The sequence below is a fragment of the Vibrio sp. WZ-1 genome, from assembly GCF_052037695.1.
In the GTDB taxonomy this organism is placed as follows: Bacteria; Pseudomonadota; Gammaproteobacteria; order Enterobacterales; family Vibrionaceae; genus Vibrio.
Map to the genome: position 1 here is coordinate 191,026 of NZ_JBQEQR010000085.1, position 21,836 is coordinate 212,861.

Here is a 21,836-nt window from a genome sequence, read left to right on the forward strand (position 1 = left end):
CTTAGGTGCCACTTCTTTTTTTTGTTTTTAAATTAGCCAGTTGCAATAAAAAATCGGATGATCTTCACGCTGTTGTGGAACTGTCGGCGATAAAACCAGTCTGTGCTTATAATTGTAAAAACACTCGAGCAAGGAAAATACGAATGAAGAAACTGCTCTTAATCATTGCCATTCCAATTGTGGCGATTTTGGCTGTCATTTTGGCGTTAGTGATTCTTGTTAACCCAAACCAGTTCAAACCGCTTATTGTGGAACAAGTCCAAAAACAAACAGGATTAGAATTGGCGATTGAAGGCGACATCAATTGGCAGTTTTTCCCATCAATAGGTTTTGAGTTAGGACGTACCGAACTAAGAAATCCAGATGGCTTTAGCCAACCAAATCTATTTAAAGTGGAGACGGTGGGTGTGGATGTCTCAGTCACTCCTCTATTCAGCAAACAACTGGAAATTGGTAACGTCACTCTTGATGGTGCAGAGTTCTATCTTGAAACACTAAAAGATGGCACTAAGAACATTGATGCTTTAACCAAAGCACAAACCCAACAAGCACAGCAAACAACAGGTGCTGTATCTGAACAAGTAGCAGACTCTAAAAGTGCAGCCTCTGACTGGACGATCAATCTGGCTGGTGTCACCATTTCAAATGGCTATGTTGAGATCCAAGACAAGCAAGCGGGTAGCTACACCAAGCTTTCTGATATCTCTTTAAATCTTTCTCAATTTGCCTTCGATAGCTGGACAACCGCTGATTTCGGCGTGAAGGGTGAAATGAACGATCAGACGTTCACAGCGAAAGGTAAAGCGGATTTCAAACTGGCGAAAGGTTTAACAAGTTACGCTCTGAAAAACATCAATTTTGATGCGACTTACACTGATCCTGTAAACAAAATCGAGTCTGCGACCATTGGCTTAGACACGTTTGAGTTCGATAAAGCAAACAACCTAAGCTACGCATTAAAAGGCGAAGCAGGTGGCATGAAGTTAGACATGCAAGGCGGTGGTGAGCTGAATGTCGATAAGGCGATCAGCAAAGTGCAATTGAATAAGCTGACGCTGAATGCGACTTTTGAAGGTGAAGCGTTACCGCAATCGCCAATGAAACTCGGCATGGCTTCAGACCTTTCATTCGATTTGGCTAAGAGCCATTTGAGCTTTGTTCTAGAAAAGCTAACTGCAAATGCCATTTCACTGGATGGTAAAGCGGATGTGACTCTAGGGGATATTCCGAAAGTTCGCTTTGCCGTACATAGCCCTAACATCGACTTGGATGAATTCCTTGGCTTGAATCAACCAGCACCAGCTAGCGACAAGCCAGCATCCGGTGGTGAAAGTGCGCCAGCAGGGCCGGAAGTTGAACCAGATTTGTCTGCATTAAAGACTCTGGATGTGAAAGGCGATATTACGATTGATAAGTTCAAAGCGGCTAACGCGAAGATGGAAGCGGTTAAAGCAAGCTTCTCTATCAATCGTGGTGTCTTTGACCTAACTTCATTCAGCTCTAAGTTGTACCAAGGCACGATTACTGCAACCGCTAAACTAGACGCACGTAAATCACCTGCAACTTACTCAGCGAAGAAATCGATTAAAGGTGTACATGTTCAACCGTTGCTTATCGATGTAGCAGGTAATGATATGTTGGAAGGTACAGGTAATATCGATGTGAATATCAGTGGTAAGAGCCTGACACCGACGGGGATGAAGAAAAACCTTGTCGGTACTATTGATATCAACTTTACGGATGGTGCGGTAAACGGTATTAACGTTGCTCAACTAATTCGTGAAAACTATGCGCGATTTAAAGGTCAAAGCCTAGAGGGCACGGACGAAGTTAAGAAAACAGACTTCAGTGCCATGACCGCGACGTTGAAGTTGAACAAAGGTGTGGTTTCTACCGATAACATGAAAGCGCAATCTCCACTTCTTCGCGTTCGTGGTAAAGGCAAAGCGAATTACCTAAATGAAACTGTCGATTTCACCATCAGCACCTCGATTGTCGGCTCGCTTGAAGGGCAAGGGGGTAAGAACATTGATGAGTTAAAAGACATCACAATCCCTATTAACGTGTCTGGCAAGTGGGCAGATCCTAAGTTCAAGCTTGTTTTTGATGATGTATTGAAGCAAAAAGCACAGAAAGAAATTGACCGTGGTGTAGAGAAGCTAACGGACAAGATCAAAGACGAGAAAACCAAAGAAGCCGTAGATGGTTTGTTGAAGAATCTATTCAACTAATGCTCAAACATGAAAAGTAAAAGGGTTGGCATTGAGCCAACCCTTTTTGTTTGCGATTTCTGTTGTCTCGCGAAGAGCAATAGTAAACACTTACCAATCCACACCTTTCAAGGCTTTTACACCAGATTCAAAAGCGTGCTTTACGTTCTTCACTTCAGATACAGTATCAGCCATTTCAATCAAAGTACGGTGTGCTCCTCGGCCAGTAATGACGACCGATTGCATCTTAGGACGGTTATTCAGCGCTTCGACCACTTCATCTAGGTCGATATAGCCATAGCTCACCATGTACGTCAGTTCGTCAAACAGAATTACATCAATCGATTCGTCGGTGAGCATACGCTTACACTCTTGCCAAACCAGTTGCGCTGCTTCAGTATCGGAGGTTTTGTTTTGTGTCTCCCATGTAAAACCCGTCGCCATGACTTGGAACTCAACACCGAGCTTTTCAAGTAGGTTACGCTCTCCGTTGTCCCATGTGCCCTTGATAAACTGAGCAACAGAACACTTCAAACCGTGGCCTACCGCTCGCGCAATAGTACCGAAGCCTGAAGTTGATTTACCTTTGCCATTACCTGTAATGATCAGCAATAAACCTTTTTCTTCTTGGGCGGCAGCGATCTTGGCGTCTACCTGTTGTTTTACTTTTTGTTGGCGAGCCTTATGGCGAGCTTCTTTGTTTTCTTCGATAGACATGCGGCTTCCTCAATTCCTTTTTGTACCTTGTACGGGGTGACTTGGGTTCATTGAATTATCTCGCTATGATAGACCAACATACCGTGAAGAAAAACCATCGATAATTCAGGGAATAAAATGAAGAAACTACTCGTTGTTTGTATGGGAAATATCTGCCGCTCGCCAACCGGGGAGGCAGTGCTAAGAGCAAAAGCGCAGGAGCTGGGTGTGGTTGTAGAAGTGGACTCTGCTGGGACAATTGGCTACCACGCCGGTAACCAGCCTGATGCGCGTTCGATGCAAGCTGGTAAGCAACGAGGTTATTCGTTTAAAGGGATGCGTTCTCGAAAGGTAACATTAGAGGACTTTGAGGAGTTTGATATGGTGCTAGCCGCGGATAAAGCGAACTTGGCTGATCTTCTCGATCTTTGTCCTAGAGAGCATCGCCATAAAGTATCACTGTTTTTGAGTCACTCAAGTTCTGATTACAATGAAATCCCAGACCCATATTATGGTGGTGATGCAGGCTTTGAGTTGGTACTTGATTTGATTGAAGAGGCGTCAGAAGCGATTTTGAACAAGCTCTAAGCATTTACAACGTGCCAGATACCAAAAGGGATGAGTATTACTCATCCCTTTTTGCATTATTCATAAAGCTAAAAACTGCAATTTATGTTGGCTTAGCCAGCCAGAATGTCAGTTGCAACTTTATAGCTTGGGTCTTCTTTTACGTTGATTTCTACCAAGCTACCAGCTTTATCTAGAAGCTTGCGGCAGTCTGGGCTCAAGTGGCGTAGGTGAAGTGTTTTACCTAGTGCAGCGTAGCGCTCTGCCAAAGTTTCAATCGCTTCGATTGCGGAGTGATCTGTTACGCGAGAGTCTGCGAAGTCAACGATAATATCTTTTGGATCGCCGTGCGCGTTAAACAGTTCTAGGAAGTTTGCCGCTGAGCCGAAGAAGATAGGGCCGTGAATCTTGTACTCTTTTGAGCCTTCATCATTTAGTCGAGTATCCGCATAGATATGCTTCGCATGTTGCCATGCAAACATGAGAGCAGATGCTACAACGCCCACTGCAACTGCAACCGCTAGGTCAGTTAGAACCGTCACAACTGTTACTAGAACAATAACGAAGAAATCTTGTTTAGGTACACGACGTGCCAGTTTGAATGTCGCCCATTCAAATGTGCCGATAACCACCATGAACATTACACCAACGAGCGCGGCTAGAGGGATCATCTCAATCAGCGAAGAAGCAAATAGGATGAACATCAGTAGAGCGATTGCAGCAACGATACCTGATAGACGGCCACGACCACCTGAGTTCACGTTGATCATTGACTGGCCGATCATCGCACAACCACCCATTGCACCAAACACTGAACAAGTCATGTTCGCCATACCTTGACCAACACATTCACGGTTAGATTGACCACGTGTGTTGGTCATTTCATCTAGCACCGTTAGCGTCAGTAGAGACTCAATCAGGCCGATAGCCGCAAGAATGATTGCGTAAGGCAAGATGATTTGCAGTGTTTCAAGAGTGAAAGGTACAGCTGGAATAGAGAAGGTCGGAAGAGAGCCCGCCAAAGTCGCTGCTTCGTCACCAGACATAGTACGTAGGAAGTCAACAACGGTACGCGTTTCTAGATCCAAGCCAACCACAAGAGCCGTCACCGTCACGATTGCTACTAGAGAAGACGGTACCGCAGTTGTGAGCTTTGGTAGGAAGTGAATGATCGCCATTGTTAGCGCAACGAGCCCCAGCATTAGCAGCATTTGGTCTTGTGGTAGCCAAGTCAGCATGCCGTTGATGTCTGGTGCTTTAAACTGGCCCAATTGTGCTAAGAAGATAACAATAGCAAGACCGTTTACGAAACCAATCATTACCGGGTGAGGTACGATTCGGATGAATTTACCTAGCTTGAATAGACCAGCTGCGATCTGAAGAATACCCGCCAGCATAATAGCAGCAAATAGGTATTGAACGCCGTGAGTCGCGACCAGCGATACCATAACAACGGCCATTGCGCCTGTTGCACCAGAAATCATACCTGGGCGACCACCAAAGATAGAGGTGATAAGGCCAACAATAAAGGCTGCGTACAGGCCAACCATAGGGTCAACACCGGCAACGAATGCAAATGCAACGGCTTCAGGGACCAGTGCTAATGCAACAGTTAGGCCTGATAGCACGTCGTTTTTTACGGAGTGCTTAGAAAATTGAGGGAATTCGAACATGTTTTGTATTGAGTTCTCTTGGCGATGAATTTCTCTCGACACATATTCGTATTTGCACAAGCACTGGTGGTCGAAGATGTTACTTCGTATCAGCGCAAACCGTAGTAAAAAAGAGCAGCATCAGAATGGTGTCGAAAACTTGAGTCGGCGAATGCTACCGAAAAGTGTGATTAAGTTCAAGAATGAAGGGGATATTGACGCACAAATGTGATCCGTCATTGATATTAATATGGCTAATTAGAGTTAACACTTACTTCAACAAAAAAGCTGCCAATTGGCAGCCTTTTGCTTCTTATTTCGCTTAATGCGATGACAAGCTAAAACCTTAGTTAAAGTTAGGCTTTGTCATTCCTGAAGATGCACGGTTAGTCGCTACTTGGCTACCTGCACCTTTTGGTGCGTAGCGCTCAGCTTTAAACGGTGCTGCTGAAACAGTAATCTCGCGAAGCTCTTGAGGACCTGGTGCTTTAGTCATCGGAGCACTAGCGCGTGGCTTAGCTGCTACTTTGATAACTTCAGCTTTAGGAGCTGGTGCAGCGATTGGTGCTTCTACTGCAACTTGCTCTACAGTGTCTTCTACCACTTCAACTACTGGCTCTTGAGCTGCTTCTGTAGTGGTTTCAGCTTGCTCTACCACTGCTGGTTCAGCCACTGGTGCTGCTGTAATAGGTGTTTCTACAACTGGAGCTTCTACTTTCGTTTCTACAGGTTGTTGAACTTTTGGTTCAACCACTGGCGTTTCAACGACTGCAGGTTGTTCACGGCGAATGATCACTTTACCCATCGCCATTTCAGGGCAAGCAAAACCACCTTGGATTGCAGGTACTGCTGTCGCTACTACCGCTGCTTCTTCCTTCACTCGCTCTTCCTTCTTAGGCGCTGGTTTTGGAATGTAGCGTGGCATCACTTTGCCCATTGCCATCTCAGGAGATGCTACACCACCTTTACGTAGGCGGAATGGGTTAGGGCGACGATCGCGACCACGACGACGACGTTGACCGCTTGCACGTAGGTGACGCGGTGAACGACGGTTACGACGTTGTTTTGATTCTGCTTTGTTATCCTTATCCTGTTGAGTCTCAGCCACTGCCTCTACTGGCTTCTCTACAGGAGTTTCAATCGCTTTTACTGGAGCCTCAGCTGCCTGTTCTGAAGCTTGCTGATCTTTAACGCGTACAGATTTGTTAAGTTTGCGACGTTGACGGCGCTCTTTAACTTTTTCTGCTTTCGCATTTGACTTCGCTTTGCTCTCTTCAGGTTTAGCTTCAGAGCCAGTACGAGCTTCAGCCGCAAGCTGTAGACCTTTTTCCGCTACCTTAGCGTTTGCTTTCTGCTCTTGAGCTTTATCTGCTTGCTGAGCTTTTGGTTTGCGTTTTTGGTTACGGTTTTGCTGTTTATTAGGCTGCTGTGTTTCGTTTTGCTCTGTTGCCTGCTCATCACGTGGCTTGCGACGACGTTTGTTATCGCGGTTATCTCTGTTGTCACGTGGGTTACGGCGACGGTCGTTACGATCACGTCTGTTGTTTCGTTTGTTGTCGCGTGCAGGCTTAGTTTCTTCTTGCTTAGGTTCTTCTTTTTCTTCATTAGAACCAAATAGGAAGCTGCTTAATGCTTTGAACAAACGACTAAACAAACCAGGTTTTTCTTCTTGCTCTACGTCTTTCTTCTTAGGCGCGGTAGCCGCAGCAGCAGGTTTCGCTGCTGGTGTTGGAGCTGATTGAGTTGAAGAAGCAAAGCCTTTTAGTACAGGTTCTTCGATCTTCTTAGGCTTTAATTCAGTCTCTGGTACTTCTTTGCCTTCTGCTTCTTTCATTGCTTCCAGTTTCTTTGGAAGTAGGTAAGAAAGCAGGTCGAACTCTTCGCCTTCACGAACACGAATCACTTCAAAGTGCGGTGTTTCCATGTCTGAGTTAGGAACAACCGTGATCTTCACTTCTTGTGTACGCTCAATGTGGTTCACAGAGCGACGCTTTTCGTTTAGAAGGTATGATGCGATTGGAACAGGGACAACTGCCAGCACTTGAGCTGTATTGTCTTTTAACGCCTCTTCTTCGATTAGACGAAGTACAGAAAGCGCTAGAGACTCGTTGTCACGAACAACACCAGTACCTGTACAGCGAGGACAGATATGGTGGCTTGCTTCTGCTAGAGATGGGCTCAAACGTTGACGAGACATCTCCAATAAACCAAAGCGAGAAATACGACCAATTTGAACGCGAGCGCGATCTAGACGAACGGCTTCACGTAGACGGTTTTCTACTTCACGCTGGTGGCGTACCGGTGTCATATCGATAAAGTCGATAACTACCAGACCACCAAGGTCACGCAGTCGCAACTGACGAGCGATTTCGTCAGCAGCTTCTAGGTTGGTGTTCAGTGCTGTTTCTTCGATATCACCGCCCTTTGTTGCGCGAGCAGAGTTGATGTCGATAGAAGTTAGCGCTTCTGTTGGGTCGATAACGATAGAACCACCAGATGGCAGGCGCACTTCACGTTGGAAAGCTGATTCAATTTGACTTTCGATTTGGTAGTGACTGAACAGTGGTACTTCACCATCGTATTTTTTAACGCGGTTGATGAAATCTGGACGCACTAGTTGAATATGTTCTTTAGCACGTTCGTAGATAGTGTTGCTATCAATTAGAATTTCACCGATATCACGACGTAGGTAGTCACGAATTGCACGAACAATAACGTTACTTTCTTGGTGGATTAAGAATGGAGCAGGGTTAGAATCTGCTGCACTTTTGATTGCACCCCAATGATTTAGGAGTACGTTCAAGTCCCACTCTAGTTCTTCTGCACTTTTACCAACACCAGCTGTACGAACAATCAGACCCATACCTTGCGGTAGTTCAAGAGTGCTTAATGCAGCTTTTAGTTGAGTACGCTCATCACCTTCGATTCGGCGAGAAATACCGCCTGCTCTAGGGTTGTTTGGCATCAGAACTAGATAACTACCTGCTAAAGAGATGAAAGTAGTTAGAGCAGCGCCCTTACTACCACGCTCTTCTTTTTCCACTTGTACGATCACTTCTTGGCCTTCGGTCAGCACTTCTTTAATGCTTGGACGACCTTGGTAAGTGTAACCTTCAGGGAAATATTCGCGGGCAATTTCTTTAAGAGGAAGGAAACCATGACGCTCAGCACCGTAATCAACAAATGCGGCTTCTAAGCTTGGTTCGATACGTGTGATACGTCCTTTGTAGATATTCGCTTTTTTGGACTCATGACCTGGACTCTCGATATCAAGATCGAAAAGTCGCTGGCCATCAACCAGAGCGACACGCAACTCTTCTTTTTGAGTTGCGTTAATTAACATTCTTTTCATTGAAAATTTCTCGTTGTCTTTTCTTTTATCTTTCTAGTCAACTTGTCACTGTTTTTTCGCTCTTTCACGGTGCCTGATCCCATGGCTATATTTTGCAGCCTCCCGGCTGGAAGGGGATGCTCTAGGGCACTTCAGTCATCACAAGTCTAGTTTGGGTTTCGTTGGAAACGCAGGCTTGTGACCCGCTATACGGTGCGGTAGATACTCAACGTGAATATGCGAGGAGTAGAGTAACAAGTGTGTTGAATTCAGCATGTCTTACGCCAATGCAGCACCTGAGCTTCAACAATCTACTCACATTGCTTGGGGATAAATGATTGGTAATGAACAAAATGTAACCAAACCTTCCTTAGCAGCTGTGAACTATAGCAGTGCACGTGGATATCAGCAATCTGCTTTCACGCAAACGTTGGAAAATTTGGCGCTAAATTCAAATTTTGTAATTTATAACTGGCTGTTTCATAAGCAGTTGAGTCTTAAAAACTGAGAAAGAAGCAAAACAAATCGAGAAGTTGGCCAAGACTTTTGATAATCGAAACAAAAGGTTGACGTGTTTTAGAACGATTTATGGCAACAAGTATTTCTTTCGCAGCAAGAATAATGTGAAGTCGTACAGATTTGGGTTTACAATACCGCACATGAGCGAAATAAGAACAAAAGTCCAGTTCGTTGATATAGACGAAGATATGGCGGGTCAACGCATTGATAATTTCTTGCGTAACCAATTAAAAGACATCCCAAAGAGCATGATTTACCGAATCGTGCGTAAGGGAGAAGTGCGCGTAAACAAAAAGCGTGTTAAAGCAGAATACAAGCTAAAAGCAGGCGATCTGGTTCGTATTCCTCCGGTAACAGTGGAGAAGAAAGAAGAAGACGTTGCGCCAAGCACGAAATTAAACAAAGTGGCAGAATTGGAACATATGATCATTTTTGAAGATGACCATATGCTGATTCTTAACAAGCCTTCTGGAACGGCAGTTCATGGTGGCAGTGGGCTTAAGTTTGGTGCGATCGAAGCACTTCGTGCTTTACGCCCACAGGCTCGCTTTCTTGAATTAGTTCACCGTATCGACCGTGACACCTCAGGTATATTACTTGTTGCGAAGAAGCGTTCTGCACTGCGTCATTTGCAGGCACAGTTTCGTGAAAAGACGGTGAAGAAATTCTACTTCGCCCTCGTGATGGGCGAGTGGAAAAACAGCTGTAAAGTGGTTAACGCGCCGCTGCTTAAGAATGAAGTGAACAGTATTGTACGAGTGAACCCAAACGGTAAACCGTCTGAGACGCGCTTTAAAGTATTGGAAAAGTTCGAGCAAGCGACGCTGATACAAGCGAGCCCAATTACGGGACGTACTCACCAAATTCGTGTTCATACCCAATACACGGGCCACCCAATTGCTTGGGATGATCGATATGGCGACCGTCGCTTTGATGCTTATACAGGCCAAGTTGGCTTGGATCGTCTGTTCCTACACGCAGCGAACATCAAGTTCCAGCACCCATCGAATGATGAGTGGATGGAAATCAACGCGCCGATGGAAGCAAAATTAGAGAAGGTCTTAGTGGGTTTGCGTAAAAAGTAGAGGCAAGAGCGCCGACATCCTTCGGGATCGCAAAGACCTATGTAAAAGCCGATGTTAATACATCGGCTTTTTTGATCGTAGAAAGCTTTTTAGAGAGTGGCGGCAGCTTTGTCTGTTGAGTTATGAGAACTTTGTGCTCAGCAGTACCGTTGAAAGAGATCCCCAACTCGCTCGTTCCTCACTCTTGAGGATGACGTGCAGTGAATTCTGAATTTAAGTGGGTTATGACTTACTTTTTGATGGATGAGGTTATACGGCGTCATTCCCGAAAGCGACGAAGGAGCGATGTCGGGAATCTCTGGTTGAGATGCAAAGTCATTAGCTTGATGTTACTGCTTAAACCGTCCATATAAGCCCTTTGGAGTCTTCTGTATTCCCTACAAAACCTCTAACCCTTGTTTTTGCAGCATGTCGATCAAATCAATAAGTGGCAGTCCGACTAACGTATTCGGATCTTTGCCGACTAACTTCTTAAACAGACAAATCCCCATACCCTCGCTTTTAAAACTGCCAGCGCAGTAAAACGGTTCTTCTCTGTCAACGTAACGCTCGATTTGCTCGCGAGCCAAATCTCTAAAATGTACTTCAAAGGTATCGAAGCCGACTTCAGTATGGCTCGTGGCTGTGTTATGTACTGCAAGCCCGGTATAAAAAGTGATGGTTTTACCGCTTTGAGCCAATAACTGGTTAATGGCATTTTCACGTGTAAGGGGCTTGCCGACAATTCTACCGTCAATGACACATACTTGATCGCTACCTATGACCAAACTGTCTTGGTTTGTATCACAAGACGTCGCTTTATCGATTGCTAGCCTTTGTACCAATTCTAGAGGCGTTTCGTTCGGCAAAGGTGTTTCGTCGCAGTTTGGTGATAGGCAAGTAAAAGAGACTGCTAATTTTTCCAGCAGTTGTTTACGAAAAGGAGAGGTTGAGGCTAAAACCAGTTGGTAATTTTTCATTTTGAATTACAATTCGCACAAGCATTTTCACTAGGATAATCGATCAAAATCGATTCTGGCTAATGCTCTGTATGATAAGCGTAAAAAAGTACAACTTTTTTGCCTTTTTCTTTGACTAATTTTGATTTGGAAGATAATATTCGCGCCCTATGCAAAAGGTAAAAATACCGCGAACGGTTGATCCGGCGAAGTCCGCACAGAAACGATTAGATTACGATGGCATCATCCAAGCTAGTCTTTTCAAGCGCTTAGCGGAAACAACTGAAGGCGTAAAACGCGACGCAGAAGTCTCATTGTCATTTGATATTGATGAACAGCGACTTGTTGTTATCTCTGGTAAAGCTAACATCGAAGTCGATTTAGAGTGTCAGCGTTGTAATGAGGTATTCACACATTTGTGTGAAGTTGAATTCCTTTACACTCCTTACTACGGTGAGAAGACAGAAGAGGAAGCACCAGAAATTTATGATTTGGTAGATCTAAATGAGTACGGTGAATTAGACCTTATACAACTAGTTGAAGACGAGTTCATCTTAACATTACCTCAAATCGCAATGCACGATGAAGCGGATTGTAGCGTTGATTCAAATAACATGGTTTTTGGTGAGATTCCTGAAGAAATTGAGGAAGAAAAACCGAATCCATTCGACGTTTTGAAAAATCTGAAAAAGTAACTGGTGTGGTAGCCGCTTCTTCTTTAGGTTTTTAACCCAATAGTATAGGAGTAGGGTCAATGGCCGTACAGAAAAACCGTAAAACTCGTTCTAAGCGCGGTATGCGTCGTTCACACGATGCGCTAACTACAGCTGCACTATCTGTAGACGCGACTTCTGGTGAAACTCACCTACGCCACAACGTAACTGCTGAAGGTTACTACCGTGGTCAAAAGGTTATCAACAAGTAAGGTTGAACCTTTGCAAAGTATTACCGTTGCACTTGATGCAATGGGCGGGGATTTCGGTCCACGCGTAACAGTGCCTGCCGCCGTGCAGGCACTGTCTCATTTCCCAGAGCTGAAAGTGATTCTTATAGGTGATCAATCTCTGATCACGTCTCAATTATCTCAACTAGGTACCTCAACCAGTTCTCGCTTGAGTATTCTTCATAGCGAGAAAGTGATTTCAAATTCAGAAAAGCCTTCTTTAGCATTACGTAATAGTCAAAATAGTTCTATGCGTATGGCCATCGATCTCGTCTCTGAAAATGAAGCAGATGCTTGTGTGAGTGGTGGTAACACCGGGGCGCTAATGGCGCTTTCACGCTTTATTCTTAAACTGCTTCCTGGTATTGAGCGTCCTGCTTTAGTTTCCGCCTTACCAACCATTAGTGGCAAACGTACCTGGATGTTAGATCTCGGTGCAAACGTGTCGTGCGATGCCGACAGTTTATTCCAGTTTGCAGTGATGGGCAGTGCATTAGCTGAGGAACACCTCGGTTATCCACCTCGTGTGGCTGTGCTGAATATTGGTGCTGAAGAAATTAAAGGAAACGATTTAGTTAAACGTTGTGCAGAAATGCTTTCTCAAACCGACGCAATTAATTTTGTGGGTTATATTGAAGGTAATCAAATTTTGCATGACGTAGCCGATGTCATTGTTTGTGATGGCTTTGTCGGTAACGTATGCTTAAAAGCCAGCGAGGGAACAGCACAACTCTTTATCGAAAAAATCAAAACTAGCATGATGGCATCAACGATAAAGGGATGGATTGCTAGAAAGTTGTTTTCTCGGCTATTTAATGAACTAAAAACACTGAACCCCGACCAGTATAACGGCGCAAGTTTGCTAGGATTGCGCGGCATTGTCATAAAAAGCCATGGAAGTGCGGATGTATCTGCGATTGTCAATGCACTTGGCGAGGCAGTACACGAGGTCAAACGACAGGTACCAAGCCGTATTAGCGATCGTTTGGAAGCGGTTTTACTCGAGAGGCATTATTAGTCTTCATGCATAGCAAAATTTTAGGTACTGGCAGCTACCTGCCATCTCAGGTGCGTACTAACGCAGACCTAGAGAAAATGGTAGATACAAGTGATGAGTGGATTGTTGCTCGCACTGGTATTAAAGAGCGTCGAATTGCAGCAGAAAACGAAACTGTTGCAGACATGGCATTCTACGCAGCTGAAAACGCTATCGATATGGCCGGCATTGATAAGAATGATATCGACCTAATTATCGTTGCTACTACTAGCAGTAGCCATACTTTCCCTTCATCTGCGTGTCAGGTGCAGGGAAAGCTTGGCATTAAAGGTTGTCCAGCATTTGACTTGGCCGCTGCTTGTTCAGGCTTTGTATATGCTTTGTCTGTTGCTGATCAGCACATCAAATCTGGTATGTGTAAAAACGTACTTGTGATTGGTGCAGATGCACTGTCAAAAACGTGTGATCCAACTGATCGCTCAACCATCATTCTATTTGGTGATGCAGCGGGCGCGGTTGTGATCGGTGCTAGCGAAGAGCCAGGTATTATTTCTACGCACATCTATTCGGACGGTCAATTCGGCGATCTGCTGAGCCTACCTGTCCCTGAACGTGGTAAAGATGCTGACAAGTGGCTGCACATGGCAGGTAACGAAGTATTCAAAGTAGCGGTTACTCAGCTTTCAAGGCTAGTAAAGGACACACTTGAAGCGAACGATATGCATAAGTCTGAATTAGACTGGCTTGTGCCGCATCAAGCGAACTACCGCATTATTTCAGCGACAGCGAAGAAACTTTCGATGTCACTAGATCAAGTCGTGATTACGCTAGATAAGCACGGCAACACGTCTGCAGCGACAGTGCCGACTGCGCTGGATGAAGCGGTACGAGATGGTCGTATTAAGCGTGGTCAAACTCTACTTCTTGAAGCGTTTGGCGGCGGATTCACTTGGGGCTCTGCCCTGGTGAAGTTCTAAGTTTCACAAGAATTTAAAATTTAAGGTGCGCTACGGTGCATCTTATTTCTTTTTACTTTGCTTAAAGGAAAACAACATGAGCAAGTTTGCTATCGTATTCCCAGGCCAAGGTTCTCAAGCAGTTGGTATGCTTGCAGATCTAGGTGAACAATATGACGTAGTAAAACAAACATTTGCAGAAGCATCTGACGCACTAGGTTACGACCTATGGGCGCTTGTTCAAAATGGACCTGCAGAAGATCTAAACCAAACTTTTCGTACACAACCTGCTTTGCTAGCTTCGTCCGTTGCTATCTGGCGCGTATGGCAAGATCTTGGTCTTGAGCAACCAGCAAACCTAGCAGGCCATAGCCTAGGTGAGTACTCGGCACTGGTATGTGCTGGTGTGATTGATTTTAAAGAAGCAATCAAACTGGTTGAGCTACGTGGTCAACTAATGCAAGAAGCAGTACCAGCAGGTACTGGTGCAATGTACGCAATCATCGGCCTAGATGATGAAGCGATTGCAAAAGCTTGTGAAGAAGCAGCGCAAGGTGAAGTAGTTTCACCAGTAAACTTCAACTCGCCTGGTCAAGTTGTTATCGCAGGTAGCAAAGATGCCGTAGAGCGCGCGGGCGCACTATGTAAAGAAGCAGGTGCTAAGCGTGCACTTCCTCTTCCTGTTTCAGTGCCTTCACACTGTGCACTAATGAAACCAGCAGCAGAGAAACTAGCGGTTGCGCTAGAGTCTATTGAATTCAACGCACCACAACTTCCAGTAATCAACAACGTTGATGTGGTAGCAGAAACGGATCCTGCAAAAATCAAAGACGCACTTGTTCGTCAGCTACACAGCCCAGTTCGTTGGACTGAGAGCGTGCAACTAATGAGCGAGCAAGGCGTAGAAAATCTTCTTGAGCTTGGTCCTGGCAAAGTACTGACAGGTCTGACTAAACGTATCGTGAAAACACTAAGCGCAGCAGCAGTTAACGACGTAGCGTCGCTAGAAGCTGCTAAGTAATCTGTTCACGATAAGAAAAGGAAAACACAACATGATGAATCTAGAAGGTAAGATCGCTCTAGTGACAGGCGCAAGCCGTGGCATTGGTCGTGCGATTGCTGAACTTCTTGTTGAGCGCGGTGCAACGGTAATCGGTACTGCGACATCTGAAGGCGGCGCTGCGGCGATCAGCGAGTACCTAGGTGAAAACGGCAAAGGTCTAGCACTTAACGTGACTGACGTTGAGTCTATCGAAGCAACATTAAAAACCATCAACGATGAGTTCGGTGTGATCGATATTCTAGTTAACAACGCTGGTATCACTCGCGATAACCTACTAATGCGTATGAAAGATGACGAGTGGAACGACATCATCAACACAAACCTAACGCCAATCTACCGCATGTCTAAGGCGGTTCTACGTGGCATGATGAAAAAACGCGCTGGTCGCATCATCAACGTCGGTTCTGTTGTTGGTACTATGGGTAATGCTGGTCAAACGAACTACGCAGCAGCGAAAGCAGGCGTAATTGGTTTCACTAAATCAATGGCTCGTGAAGTCGCTTCTCGTGGTGTAACGGTTAACACAGTCGCTCCTGGTTTCATCGAAACTGATATGACTAAGGCGCTAAATGATGACCAACGTGCAGCAACGTTGTCGAACGTGCCTGCAGGTCGTCTAGGTGACCCACGTGAAATTGCATCAGCAGTAGTATTCCTTGCTTCACCTGAAGCAGCTTACATTACTGGTGAAACTTTGCATGTAAATGGCGGCATGTACATGGTTTAATGCACAGTTCGTGCAAAATAAGCTATTTTACTTTATGAAAAATAGCCTATAGTTGCTGTTAACTGTCATTAAGTTGTGATGGTCGTGCACAAGATTTGTGCATGATTTAAGTCAAAAATGTATTGAAATTCGGTTAAATTCGCTAATTTTGTGGTTTGACCAGCAAGGACCCCCTTGCAACTTTCCATAGTTCGAATAAACTACGGAATCATCGCATTAGGCGAAATCTGTAAAGGAAAAGAAAAATGAGCAACATCGAAGAACGCGTAAAGAAAATCATTGTTGAACAGCTAGGTGTAGACGAAGCAGAAGTTAAGAATGAAGCTTCTTTCGTTGACGATCTAGGTGCTGATTCTCTAGACACAGTAGAGCTAGTTATGGCTCTAGAAGAGGAATTCGACACTGAGATTCCTGACGAAGAAGCTGAGAAAATCACTACTGTTCAAGCTGCAATCGACTACGTAAACAGCGCTCAGTAATTATCTCTCCCAGGCGGTCTCCTAGACCGCCTGTGTTCTTTCTAACTTCTTCTATCCTCTCATAGAAACATTCAATTCCCGGAGAATTATATCGTGTCCAAGCGTCGTGTAGTTGTCACAGGCATGGGTATGTTGTCACCGGTAGGCAACACAGTAGAATCATCTTGGAAAGCCCTGCTAGAAGGTCAAAGCGGTATCGTGAACATCGATCATTTCGATGCAACGAACTTCTCGACTCGTTTTGCAGGTCTTGTGAAAGATTTTGATTGCACAGAGTACATGTCTAAAAAAGATGCTCGTAAAATGGATCTATTCATCCAGTACGGCATTGCAGCGGGTATCCAAGCGTTGGATGACTCTGGCTTAGAAATTACCGAAGAAAACGCAGCTCGAGTTGGTGTCGCAATCGGCTCTGGTATTGGCGGTCTAGACCTGATCGAAAAAGGTCACTCAGCACTTGTTGAGAAAGGCCCGCGTAAAGTTAGCCCATTTTTTGTTCCTTCGACCATCGTAAACATGGTTGCAGGTAACCTATCTATCATGCGTGGTCTTCGTGGTCCAAACATCGCGATTTCTACTGCATGTACTACAGGCCTTCACAACATCGGCCATGCTGCTCGTATGATTGCATACGGCGATGCAGAAGCGATGGTTGCTGGTGGTGCAGAGAAAGCATCAACACCACTTGGCATGGCTGGTTTCGGTGCTGCTAAAGCATTGTCGACTCGTAATGATGAGCCTCAAAAAGCGTCTCGTCCATGGGATAAAGGCCGTGATGGCTTCGTTCTTGGTGATGGTGCGGGTATGATGGTTCTTGAAGAGTATGAGCATGCAAAAGCTCGTGGCGCTAAGATTTATGCAGAGCTTGTTGGCTTTGGTATGTCTGGTGACGCGTACCACATGACCTCTCCAAGTGAAGATGGTTCAGGTGGTGCACTAGCAATGGAAGCGGCGATGCGTGATGCAAACATCACGGGTACGCAAGTTGGTTACGTGAATGCTCACGGTACATCAACACCAGCTGGCGACGTTGCAGAAATCAAGGGTGTGAAACGCGCTCTTGGTGAAGAAGGCTCAAAGCAAGTACTCGTATCTTCTACTAAGTCGATGACTGGTCATCTACTAGGTGCAGCAGGTTCGGTTGAAGCAATCATTACGGTTCTTTCGCTGGTTGACCAAATCGTTCCACCAACGATTAACCTAGATGATCCTGAAGAAGGCCTAGATATAGACCTTGTACCGCACACTGCGCGCAAAGTTGATATGGAATACGCTATCTGTAACTCGTTTGGCTTTGGTGGTACAAACGGTTCACTTGTATTCAAAAAATTCGCTGAGTAAAAATCTCTAACACTGTTTTAGAGTAGCGATACTTGTATTCTAACGGCTCGATGCATAGCATTGAGCCGTTTTGTTTTATTTGTCGATCAGAAAGAAAGGGTATCTGAATGTTCTGGGTAAATGGACTTCCACAAACGCATGTTTCTCTCGGTGACCGCTCATTTCAGTACGGTGATGGCTGTTTCACCACCATTAAGACTAAGTACGGTCAACTGGAGCACTGGCAAGCGCATATTGAACGTATGGAGGCGTGTCTAAAAACATTGCAAATCCCTTTCCCTGATTGGAATACGGTTTTTGATTGGGCAAGGCTGGCGGTCTTAGAAGGTGAGTCTGCAGGAATCAAAATACATATCAGCCGTGGCGCTGGTGGGCGAGGATACAGCCCAAGCGGTATAGATGGCCCGGTTGTGACTATTTCGAATTTTGGGTATCCCTCTCATTATGCTTTGTGGCAAGAAAATGGCGTGCAGTTAGGCGTTTGTGAAACTCGGCTCGGTATTCAACCATTACTGGCGGGTCACAAGCACAACAACCGAATAGAGCAGGTTCTCGCAAAGGCTGAAATTGATGGCTCTGAATTTGCGGATGCTGTGACGTTAAATGTGCAAAATCATGTCATAGAAACTACAATGGCAAACCTTTTTTGGGTTAATGATAAAAGGATATACACACCTGATTTGAGTTTGTCTGGTGTGGCTGGCGTAATGCGCCGTAAGGTGTTGGAATTTTTCCAAGCCGAAGGTTACCCGGTACAGGTAGCCGAATTCACACTGACGGATTTGCTTAAAGCAGAAGAGGTGTGGATGTGTAACTCACTATTGGGTGTAGTGCCGGTTTCCGGTATTTCAACACCAGATAACAAGATTGAATTTCCAATTGGAAAACTGACTCGACGACTTCAAGGGAATCTAAATACGTGATTAAAAAACTGTTTGCGTTTGTTGTACTGATTGCCGTTATTGGTGCAGCAGGTGTTTTTTACGTTGTTTCACAGACTAAGCAATACGTTAACTCGCCAATTCTTATAGAACAGCCGCAGCTGTTTACAGTAGATAATGGCACCAGCTTTCACCGAGTAATGCGTGACTTGGTGAAAGATAACATTATCGAAGCTTCTGACTACACTCGTTTGATGCCTCATCTTTACCCAGAGCTTCTTGAAGTGCGAGCAGGCACTTACCAACTAGAGCCAAAGCTTTCGCTCTATCAAACGTTAGAACAGCTTAATACGGGCAAAGAGCATCAGTTTGCAATTACGTTTGTGGAAGGTAGTCGCTTCTCGGAATGGGTAGAACAACTCAGCACCGCGCCTTATGTAAAGCATGACTTAACCGGATTATCTGAAAAAGAGATGGCTGAAAAGCTAGGTATTGAGCGTGAAAAGCTTGAAGGTCTATTCCTTGCCGAGACCTACCATTACACTGCTGGTACAAGCGAAAGTCAGATCTTAGAGCGTGCTCATAGCAAGTTAAACAAGATTCTTGATGCACAATGGGAACAGCGTCAAGAAAAACTGCCAATAAAAGATAAATATGAAGCGCTGATTCTTGCCTCTATTATCGAAAAAGAGACGGCGATTGACTCGGAGCGTGAGCGCGTTGCATCGGTATTTGTTAACCGTCTAAATAAACGCATGCGCCTACAAACCGACCCGACCGTTATCTACGGTATGGGCGATGCGTACGATGGTAATATTCGTAAGAAGGATTTACGTACTCCAACACCATACAACACATATACAATCAACGGTTTGCCACCAACGCCGATTGCTATGGCGGGTGAAGCTTCTATTGAAGCCGCGTTAAACCCAGAAAACAGTAACTATCTATATTTCGTAGCAAGTGGAAAGGGCGGACATGTATTTTCGAAATCCCTTGCTGAGCACAACCGTGCTGTGCGTGCCTATTTAAGAGAACTAAGAAAGAACAAATGATGAAAGCAAACTTTATTGTCGTTGAGGGCCTAGAAGGCGCTGGTAAAAGTACTGCCATTAAAACGGTTTTAGATACGCTGAAAGCTGCAGGTATCGAAGATATCGTCAACACGCGTGAGCCTGGCGGAACCCCTCTTGCTGAAAAGATGCGAGCATTAGTAAAAGAAGAGCACGAAGGCGAAGATCTTAAAGATATGACTGAGCTGCTTTTGCTTTACGCAGCACGTGTTCAGTTGGTTGAGAACGTCATCAAGCCCGCACTTGCAAGCAACCAATGGGTTGTGGGTGATCGCCATGATTTGTCTTCTCAAGCTTACCAAGGTGGTGGTCGCCAAATCGACGCATCGCTGATGAAGAACCTACGTGATACTACGTTAGGTGAGTTCAAGCCTGCTTTCACACTGTACATGGATATTGATCCGCGCGTCGGTCTTGAACGTGCTCGTGGCCGTGGTGAGCTAGACAGAATCGAAAAGATGGACATCAGCTTCTTTGAGCGTACTCGTGAGCGTTACTTAGAACTTGCAAATTCTGATGATTCAATCGTAGTGATCAATGCAGATCAAACGATAGAAGAAGTAGCACAAGACATTAAAGTTGCTCTTAACGAGTGGCTAGCATCATTGTAAGCAAAACGTGGATTGAGGTAACTCATGTTAAATGACTTTCCATGGTTACAACCCGTTTGGGATAACCTCAAAACAAGCTTAGATTCAGAGCGAGTGCCGGGCGCACTATTACTGCAAAGTGAAAAAGGACTCGCGGTTGATAAGCTGGTTGAGCTCTTCAGTCATTCATTGCTGTGCCAAAACTACACCAGTGAAGCATGCGGATTCTGCCATAGTTGTCAGCTTACCCAGTCAAACAGCCACCCTGATTTACACTGGGTTAAGCCAGAGAAAGAAGGTAAATCAATCTCGGTAGATCAGATTCGTGCGTGTAACCGCCTTGCTCATGAATCCTCCCAGCTAAATGGCTATCGAGTGTTTATCATTGAGCCCGCGGATGCGATGAACGAGTCGGCGTCTAATGCGTTGCTAAAAACACTAGAAGAACCGGGACAGAAATGTTTGTTCTTATTGGTTACCCATAATCAAGAGCGACTATTGCCAACGATTCAGAGTCGTTGCCAACAATGGGTGGTAACACCGCCAACGGCAGAGCAAGCGATGAGTTGGATGAGCGAACGAGGTGCTTCGCAAGTGCCAGCATATGCTCTAAAACTGAACATGGGTTCACCAATTAGAACGCTAGAATCGGTAAAAAGTGGTGAGCTTGATGAGTATCAAGTGTTTGAACGCTGCTTTATCGAGACCTTGTCTTCGCCTATATCGGATGTGTTCCAATGCGCATCTTTGATGGCGAAGACCCCCGATAAAGCATTCGATTGGGCATGGTATCTGTTGACTGATGCTCAAAAAGCACAGTTTGGTGTGGCGGAAGCTGATCAACTTCCTGGGGCTGTTAAGTTTCAGCCAAATAACTACAACGGTTTATACCATGCAGCTCAAACGCTGCTGGCGTTGAAAGCTCAGGTACAAACCTTCCCAGGTTTAAACCTTGAGCTACTATCTATGAATTGGTTAATTGAATCACGAGAGGCATTATGTTCGTAGATTCGCATTGTCATTTAGACAAGTTGAATTACGACGATCTTCATCTGAATGTTGAAGACGTTATTAACAATGCAAAACAAGCTAACGTCACCGAATTATTGTCAGTAGGTGTTACGTTGGACTCCTTCCCTAAAATGCTGGAGTTGATCACGCCGTATGAGAATGTTTACGCATCTTGTGGTGTACACCCATTAGATGTAGAAAGTGCATTTTCACTCGAAACGTTATACCAACATGCGTCTCATGAAAAGGTGGTTGCGATCGGTGAGACAGGTTTGGATTATCACTACAAACCAGAGACAGCAGCACTACAAAAAGAGCGTTTTGAGCAGCAAGTTGATTTAGCTGTAGGGTTGAACAAACCGTTGATCATCCACACACGTAATGCACGTGAGGATACATTAGAAATTCTACGTAACGGTAGGGCTGAAAAATGTGGTGGCGTAATCCACTGCTTTACTGAAGATGTAGCATTTGCAGAAGCTGCTTTAGATTTAGGTTTCTACATCTCAATTTCGGGTATTGTGACCTTCCGTCAGGCGACAGAATTGAAAGAAGTAGTGAAAGCTCTGCCTCTAGAAAAGTTACTTATAGAGACGGATTCACCTTATCTAGCTCCTGTGCCACACCGTGGAAAAGAGAATCAACCGGCTTATGTTGTCGAAGTTGCAGCCTACATTGCGCAGCTAAAAGGGTGTGCTTTATCCGAGGTTGGACGAAAAACAACCGAAAATTTCCAAAATCTTTTTTTGCGGTAGAAATAATAAAATGGTTTAAAAA

The 21,836-nt window shown here is 44.9% G+C and carries 21 protein-coding genes; 17 read left to right on the forward strand and 4 right to left on the reverse strand.

Annotated elements, in window-relative coordinates; all coding sequences use genetic code 11:
• Positions 1 to 143 precede the first annotated feature (143 nt).
• Complete coding sequence (locus tag ACTS60_RS21600; RefSeq protein WP_440889925.1) at positions 144 to 2,231, forward strand: AsmA family protein; 2,088 nt, start codon at positions 144 to 146, stop codon at positions 2,229 to 2,231.
• 90 nt (positions 2,232 to 2,321) lie between these two features.
• Here the strand turns inward: ACTS60_RS21600 and cobO are convergent, their stop codons facing one another.
• Entirely contained in the window at positions 2,322 to 2,927 is a 606-nt protein-coding gene (gene cobO, locus ACTS60_RS21605; protein WP_171306260.1) for a cob(I)yrinic acid a,c-diamide adenosyltransferase, read from the reverse strand.
• 117 nt (positions 2,928 to 3,044) lie between these two features.
• Here cobO and ACTS60_RS21610 point away from each other — a divergent pair, with 117 nt between their 5' ends.
• Complete coding sequence (locus ACTS60_RS21610) at positions 3,045 to 3,494, forward strand: low molecular weight protein-tyrosine-phosphatase (RefSeq protein WP_440889926.1); 450 nt, start codon at positions 3,045 to 3,047, stop codon at positions 3,492 to 3,494.
• Positions 3,495 to 3,586: 92 nt separating this feature from the next.
• On the opposite strand, the gene ACTS60_RS21615 is transcribed toward ACTS60_RS21610, so the two are convergent.
• Positions 3,587 to 5,146, reverse strand: coding sequence for a SulP family inorganic anion transporter (locus tag ACTS60_RS21615; RefSeq protein WP_440890153.1), 1,560 nt, complete (start codon positions 5,144 to 5,146; stop codon positions 3,587 to 3,589).
• A gap of 76 nt (positions 5,147 to 5,222) precedes the next feature.
• Between ACTS60_RS21615 and ACTS60_RS21620 the strand changes: the two genes are divergently transcribed.
• The gene (locus ACTS60_RS21620; RefSeq protein ID WP_010449319.1) at positions 5,223 to 5,357 is read left to right on the forward strand and encodes a hypothetical protein; all 135 of its coding nucleotides are present in this window, start codon (positions 5,223 to 5,225) and stop codon (positions 5,355 to 5,357) included.
• Between the two features lie 114 nt (positions 5,358 to 5,471).
• Here the strand turns inward: ACTS60_RS21620 and rne are convergent, their stop codons facing one another.
• Complete coding sequence (gene rne, locus ACTS60_RS21625) at positions 5,472 to 8,477, reverse strand: ribonuclease E (protein ID WP_440889927.1); 3,006 nt, start codon at positions 8,475 to 8,477, stop codon at positions 5,472 to 5,474.
• A 638-nt stretch (positions 8,478 to 9,115) separates the two neighbouring features.
• On the opposite strand from rne, the gene rluC reads away from it, so the two are divergent.
• Positions 9,116 to 10,060 carry a 23S rRNA pseudouridine(955/2504/2580) synthase RluC gene (gene rluC / locus ACTS60_RS21630; protein WP_440889928.1) on the forward strand — a complete coding sequence of 315 codons (945 nt, stop codon included), beginning with the start codon at positions 9,116 to 9,118 and terminating at the stop codon, positions 10,058 to 10,060.
• A 377-nt stretch (positions 10,061 to 10,437) separates the two neighbouring features.
• On the opposite strand, the gene ACTS60_RS21635 is transcribed toward rluC, so the two are convergent.
• The gene (locus tag ACTS60_RS21635) at positions 10,438 to 11,019 is read right to left on the reverse strand and encodes a Maf family protein (protein WP_440889929.1); all 582 of its coding nucleotides are present in this window, start codon (positions 11,017 to 11,019) and stop codon (positions 10,438 to 10,440) included.
• Between the two features lie 149 nt (positions 11,020 to 11,168).
• On the opposite strand from ACTS60_RS21635, the gene yceD reads away from it, so the two are divergent.
• The 13 genes from yceD to ACTS60_RS21700 all read left to right on the forward strand — a co-directional run bounded on the left by yceD (position 11,169) and on the right by ACTS60_RS21700 (position 21,814).
• Complete coding sequence (gene yceD / locus ACTS60_RS21640; RefSeq protein ID WP_010449311.1) at positions 11,169 to 11,693, forward strand: 23S rRNA accumulation protein YceD; 525 nt, start codon at positions 11,169 to 11,171, stop codon at positions 11,691 to 11,693.
• 59 nt (positions 11,694 to 11,752) lie between these two features.
• Positions 11,753 to 11,923 (forward strand): 50S ribosomal protein L32, encoded by a 171-nt coding sequence (gene rpmF, locus ACTS60_RS21645; protein ID WP_005396978.1) that lies wholly within the window; start codon positions 11,753 to 11,755, stop codon positions 11,921 to 11,923.
• Positions 11,924 to 11,933: 10 nt separating this feature from the next.
• On the forward strand, positions 11,934 to 12,959 hold the full coding sequence (gene plsX / locus ACTS60_RS21650; RefSeq protein WP_440889930.1) for a phosphate acyltransferase PlsX: 1,026 nt from the start codon (positions 11,934 to 11,936) through the stop codon (positions 12,957 to 12,959).
• A gap of 5 nt (positions 12,960 to 12,964) precedes the next feature.
• A complete protein-coding gene (locus ACTS60_RS21655) occupies positions 12,965 to 13,915 on the forward strand; it encodes a beta-ketoacyl-ACP synthase III (RefSeq protein WP_440889931.1) in 951 nt (316 codons plus the stop codon).
• A 76-nt stretch (positions 13,916 to 13,991) separates the two neighbouring features.
• The gene (gene fabD / locus ACTS60_RS21660) at positions 13,992 to 14,915 is read left to right on the forward strand and encodes an ACP S-malonyltransferase (RefSeq protein ID WP_440889932.1); all 924 of its coding nucleotides are present in this window, start codon (positions 13,992 to 13,994) and stop codon (positions 14,913 to 14,915) included.
• A 34-nt stretch (positions 14,916 to 14,949) separates the two neighbouring features.
• Positions 14,950 to 15,684 (forward strand): 3-oxoacyl-ACP reductase FabG, encoded by a 735-nt coding sequence (gene fabG, locus ACTS60_RS21665; RefSeq protein WP_010449297.1) that lies wholly within the window; start codon positions 14,950 to 14,952, stop codon positions 15,682 to 15,684.
• Positions 15,685 to 15,929: 245 nt separating this feature from the next.
• On the forward strand, positions 15,930 to 16,163 hold the full coding sequence (acpP, locus tag ACTS60_RS21670) for an acyl carrier protein (protein WP_004406112.1): 234 nt from the start codon (positions 15,930 to 15,932) through the stop codon (positions 16,161 to 16,163).
• Positions 16,164 to 16,256: 93 nt separating this feature from the next.
• Positions 16,257 to 17,504: a beta-ketoacyl-ACP synthase II gene (gene fabF, locus ACTS60_RS21675; RefSeq protein ID WP_440889933.1), complete on the forward strand. Its 1,248-nt coding sequence runs from the start codon at positions 16,257 to 16,259 to the stop codon at positions 17,502 to 17,504.
• Between the two features lie 107 nt (positions 17,505 to 17,611).
• Positions 17,612 to 18,427, forward strand: a complete 816-nt coding sequence (pabC, locus tag ACTS60_RS21680; RefSeq protein WP_440889934.1) for an aminodeoxychorismate lyase — start codon at positions 17,612 to 17,614, stop codon at positions 18,425 to 18,427.
• On the forward strand, positions 18,424 to 19,440 hold the full coding sequence (gene mltG, locus ACTS60_RS21685; protein WP_440889935.1) for an endolytic transglycosylase MltG: 1,017 nt from the start codon (positions 18,424 to 18,426) through the stop codon (positions 19,438 to 19,440). Before pabC ends, mltG begins: the two co-directional genes overlap by 4 nt.
• Positions 19,437 to 20,069, forward strand: a complete 633-nt coding sequence (gene tmk, locus ACTS60_RS21690) for a dTMP kinase (protein ID WP_440889936.1) — start codon at positions 19,437 to 19,439, stop codon at positions 20,067 to 20,069. The genes mltG and tmk overlap by 4 nt, the downstream gene beginning before the upstream one ends.
• A gap of 24 nt (positions 20,070 to 20,093) precedes the next feature.
• Entirely contained in the window at positions 20,094 to 21,056 is a 963-nt protein-coding gene (locus ACTS60_RS21695; protein WP_440889937.1) for a DNA polymerase III subunit delta', read from the forward strand.
• Positions 21,047 to 21,814 (forward strand): TatD family hydrolase, encoded by a 768-nt coding sequence (locus ACTS60_RS21700; RefSeq protein ID WP_440889938.1) that lies wholly within the window; start codon positions 21,047 to 21,049, stop codon positions 21,812 to 21,814. The genes ACTS60_RS21695 and ACTS60_RS21700 overlap by 10 nt, the downstream gene beginning before the upstream one ends.
• Positions 21,815 to 21,836 lie beyond the last annotated feature (22 nt).

Coding starts and splice junctions, on each gene's coding strand:
- fabD (WP_440889932.1), top strand. CDS start 13,992: ATGAGCAAGTTTGCTATCGTATTCCCAGGCCAAGGTTCTCAAGCAGTT.
- rne (WP_440889927.1), bottom strand. CDS start 8,477: ATGAAAAGAATGTTAATTAACGCAACTCAAAAAGAAGAGTTGCGTGTC.
- rluC (WP_440889928.1), top strand. CDS start 9,116: ATGAGCGAAATAAGAACAAAAGTCCAGTTCGTTGATATAGACGAAGAT.
- rpmF (WP_005396978.1), top strand. CDS start 11,753: ATGGCCGTACAGAAAAACCGTAAAACTCGTTCTAAGCGCGGTATGCGT.
- ACTS60_RS21635 (WP_440889929.1), bottom strand. CDS start 11,019: ATGAAAAATTACCAACTGGTTTTAGCCTCAACCTCTCCTTTTCGTAAA.
- ACTS60_RS21615 (WP_440890153.1), bottom strand. CDS start 5,146: ATGTTCGAATTCCCTCAATTTTCTAAGCACTCCGTAAAAAACGACGTG.
- ACTS60_RS21610 (WP_440889926.1), top strand. CDS start 3,045: ATGAAGAAACTACTCGTTGTTTGTATGGGAAATATCTGCCGCTCGCCA.
- fabG (WP_010449297.1), top strand. CDS start 14,950: ATGAATCTAGAAGGTAAGATCGCTCTAGTGACAGGCGCAAGCCGTGGC.
- acpP (WP_004406112.1), top strand. CDS start 15,930: ATGAGCAACATCGAAGAACGCGTAAAGAAAATCATTGTTGAACAGCTA.
- tmk (WP_440889936.1), top strand. CDS start 19,437: ATGATGAAAGCAAACTTTATTGTCGTTGAGGGCCTAGAAGGCGCTGGT.
- ACTS60_RS21600 (WP_440889925.1), top strand. CDS start 144: ATGAAGAAACTGCTCTTAATCATTGCCATTCCAATTGTGGCGATTTTG.
- ACTS60_RS21620 (WP_010449319.1), top strand. CDS start 5,223: ATGTTACTTCGTATCAGCGCAAACCGTAGTAAAAAAGAGCAGCATCAG.
- ACTS60_RS21700 (WP_440889938.1), top strand. CDS start 21,047: ATGTTCGTAGATTCGCATTGTCATTTAGACAAGTTGAATTACGACGAT.
- yceD (WP_010449311.1), top strand. CDS start 11,169: ATGCAAAAGGTAAAAATACCGCGAACGGTTGATCCGGCGAAGTCCGCA.
- cobO (WP_171306260.1), bottom strand. CDS start 2,927: ATGTCTATCGAAGAAAACAAAGAAGCTCGCCATAAGGCTCGCCAACAA.
- pabC (WP_440889934.1), top strand. CDS start 17,612: ATGTTCTGGGTAAATGGACTTCCACAAACGCATGTTTCTCTCGGTGAC.
- ACTS60_RS21655 (WP_440889931.1), top strand. CDS start 12,965: ATGCATAGCAAAATTTTAGGTACTGGCAGCTACCTGCCATCTCAGGTG.
- ACTS60_RS21695 (WP_440889937.1), top strand. CDS start 20,094: ATGTTAAATGACTTTCCATGGTTACAACCCGTTTGGGATAACCTCAAA.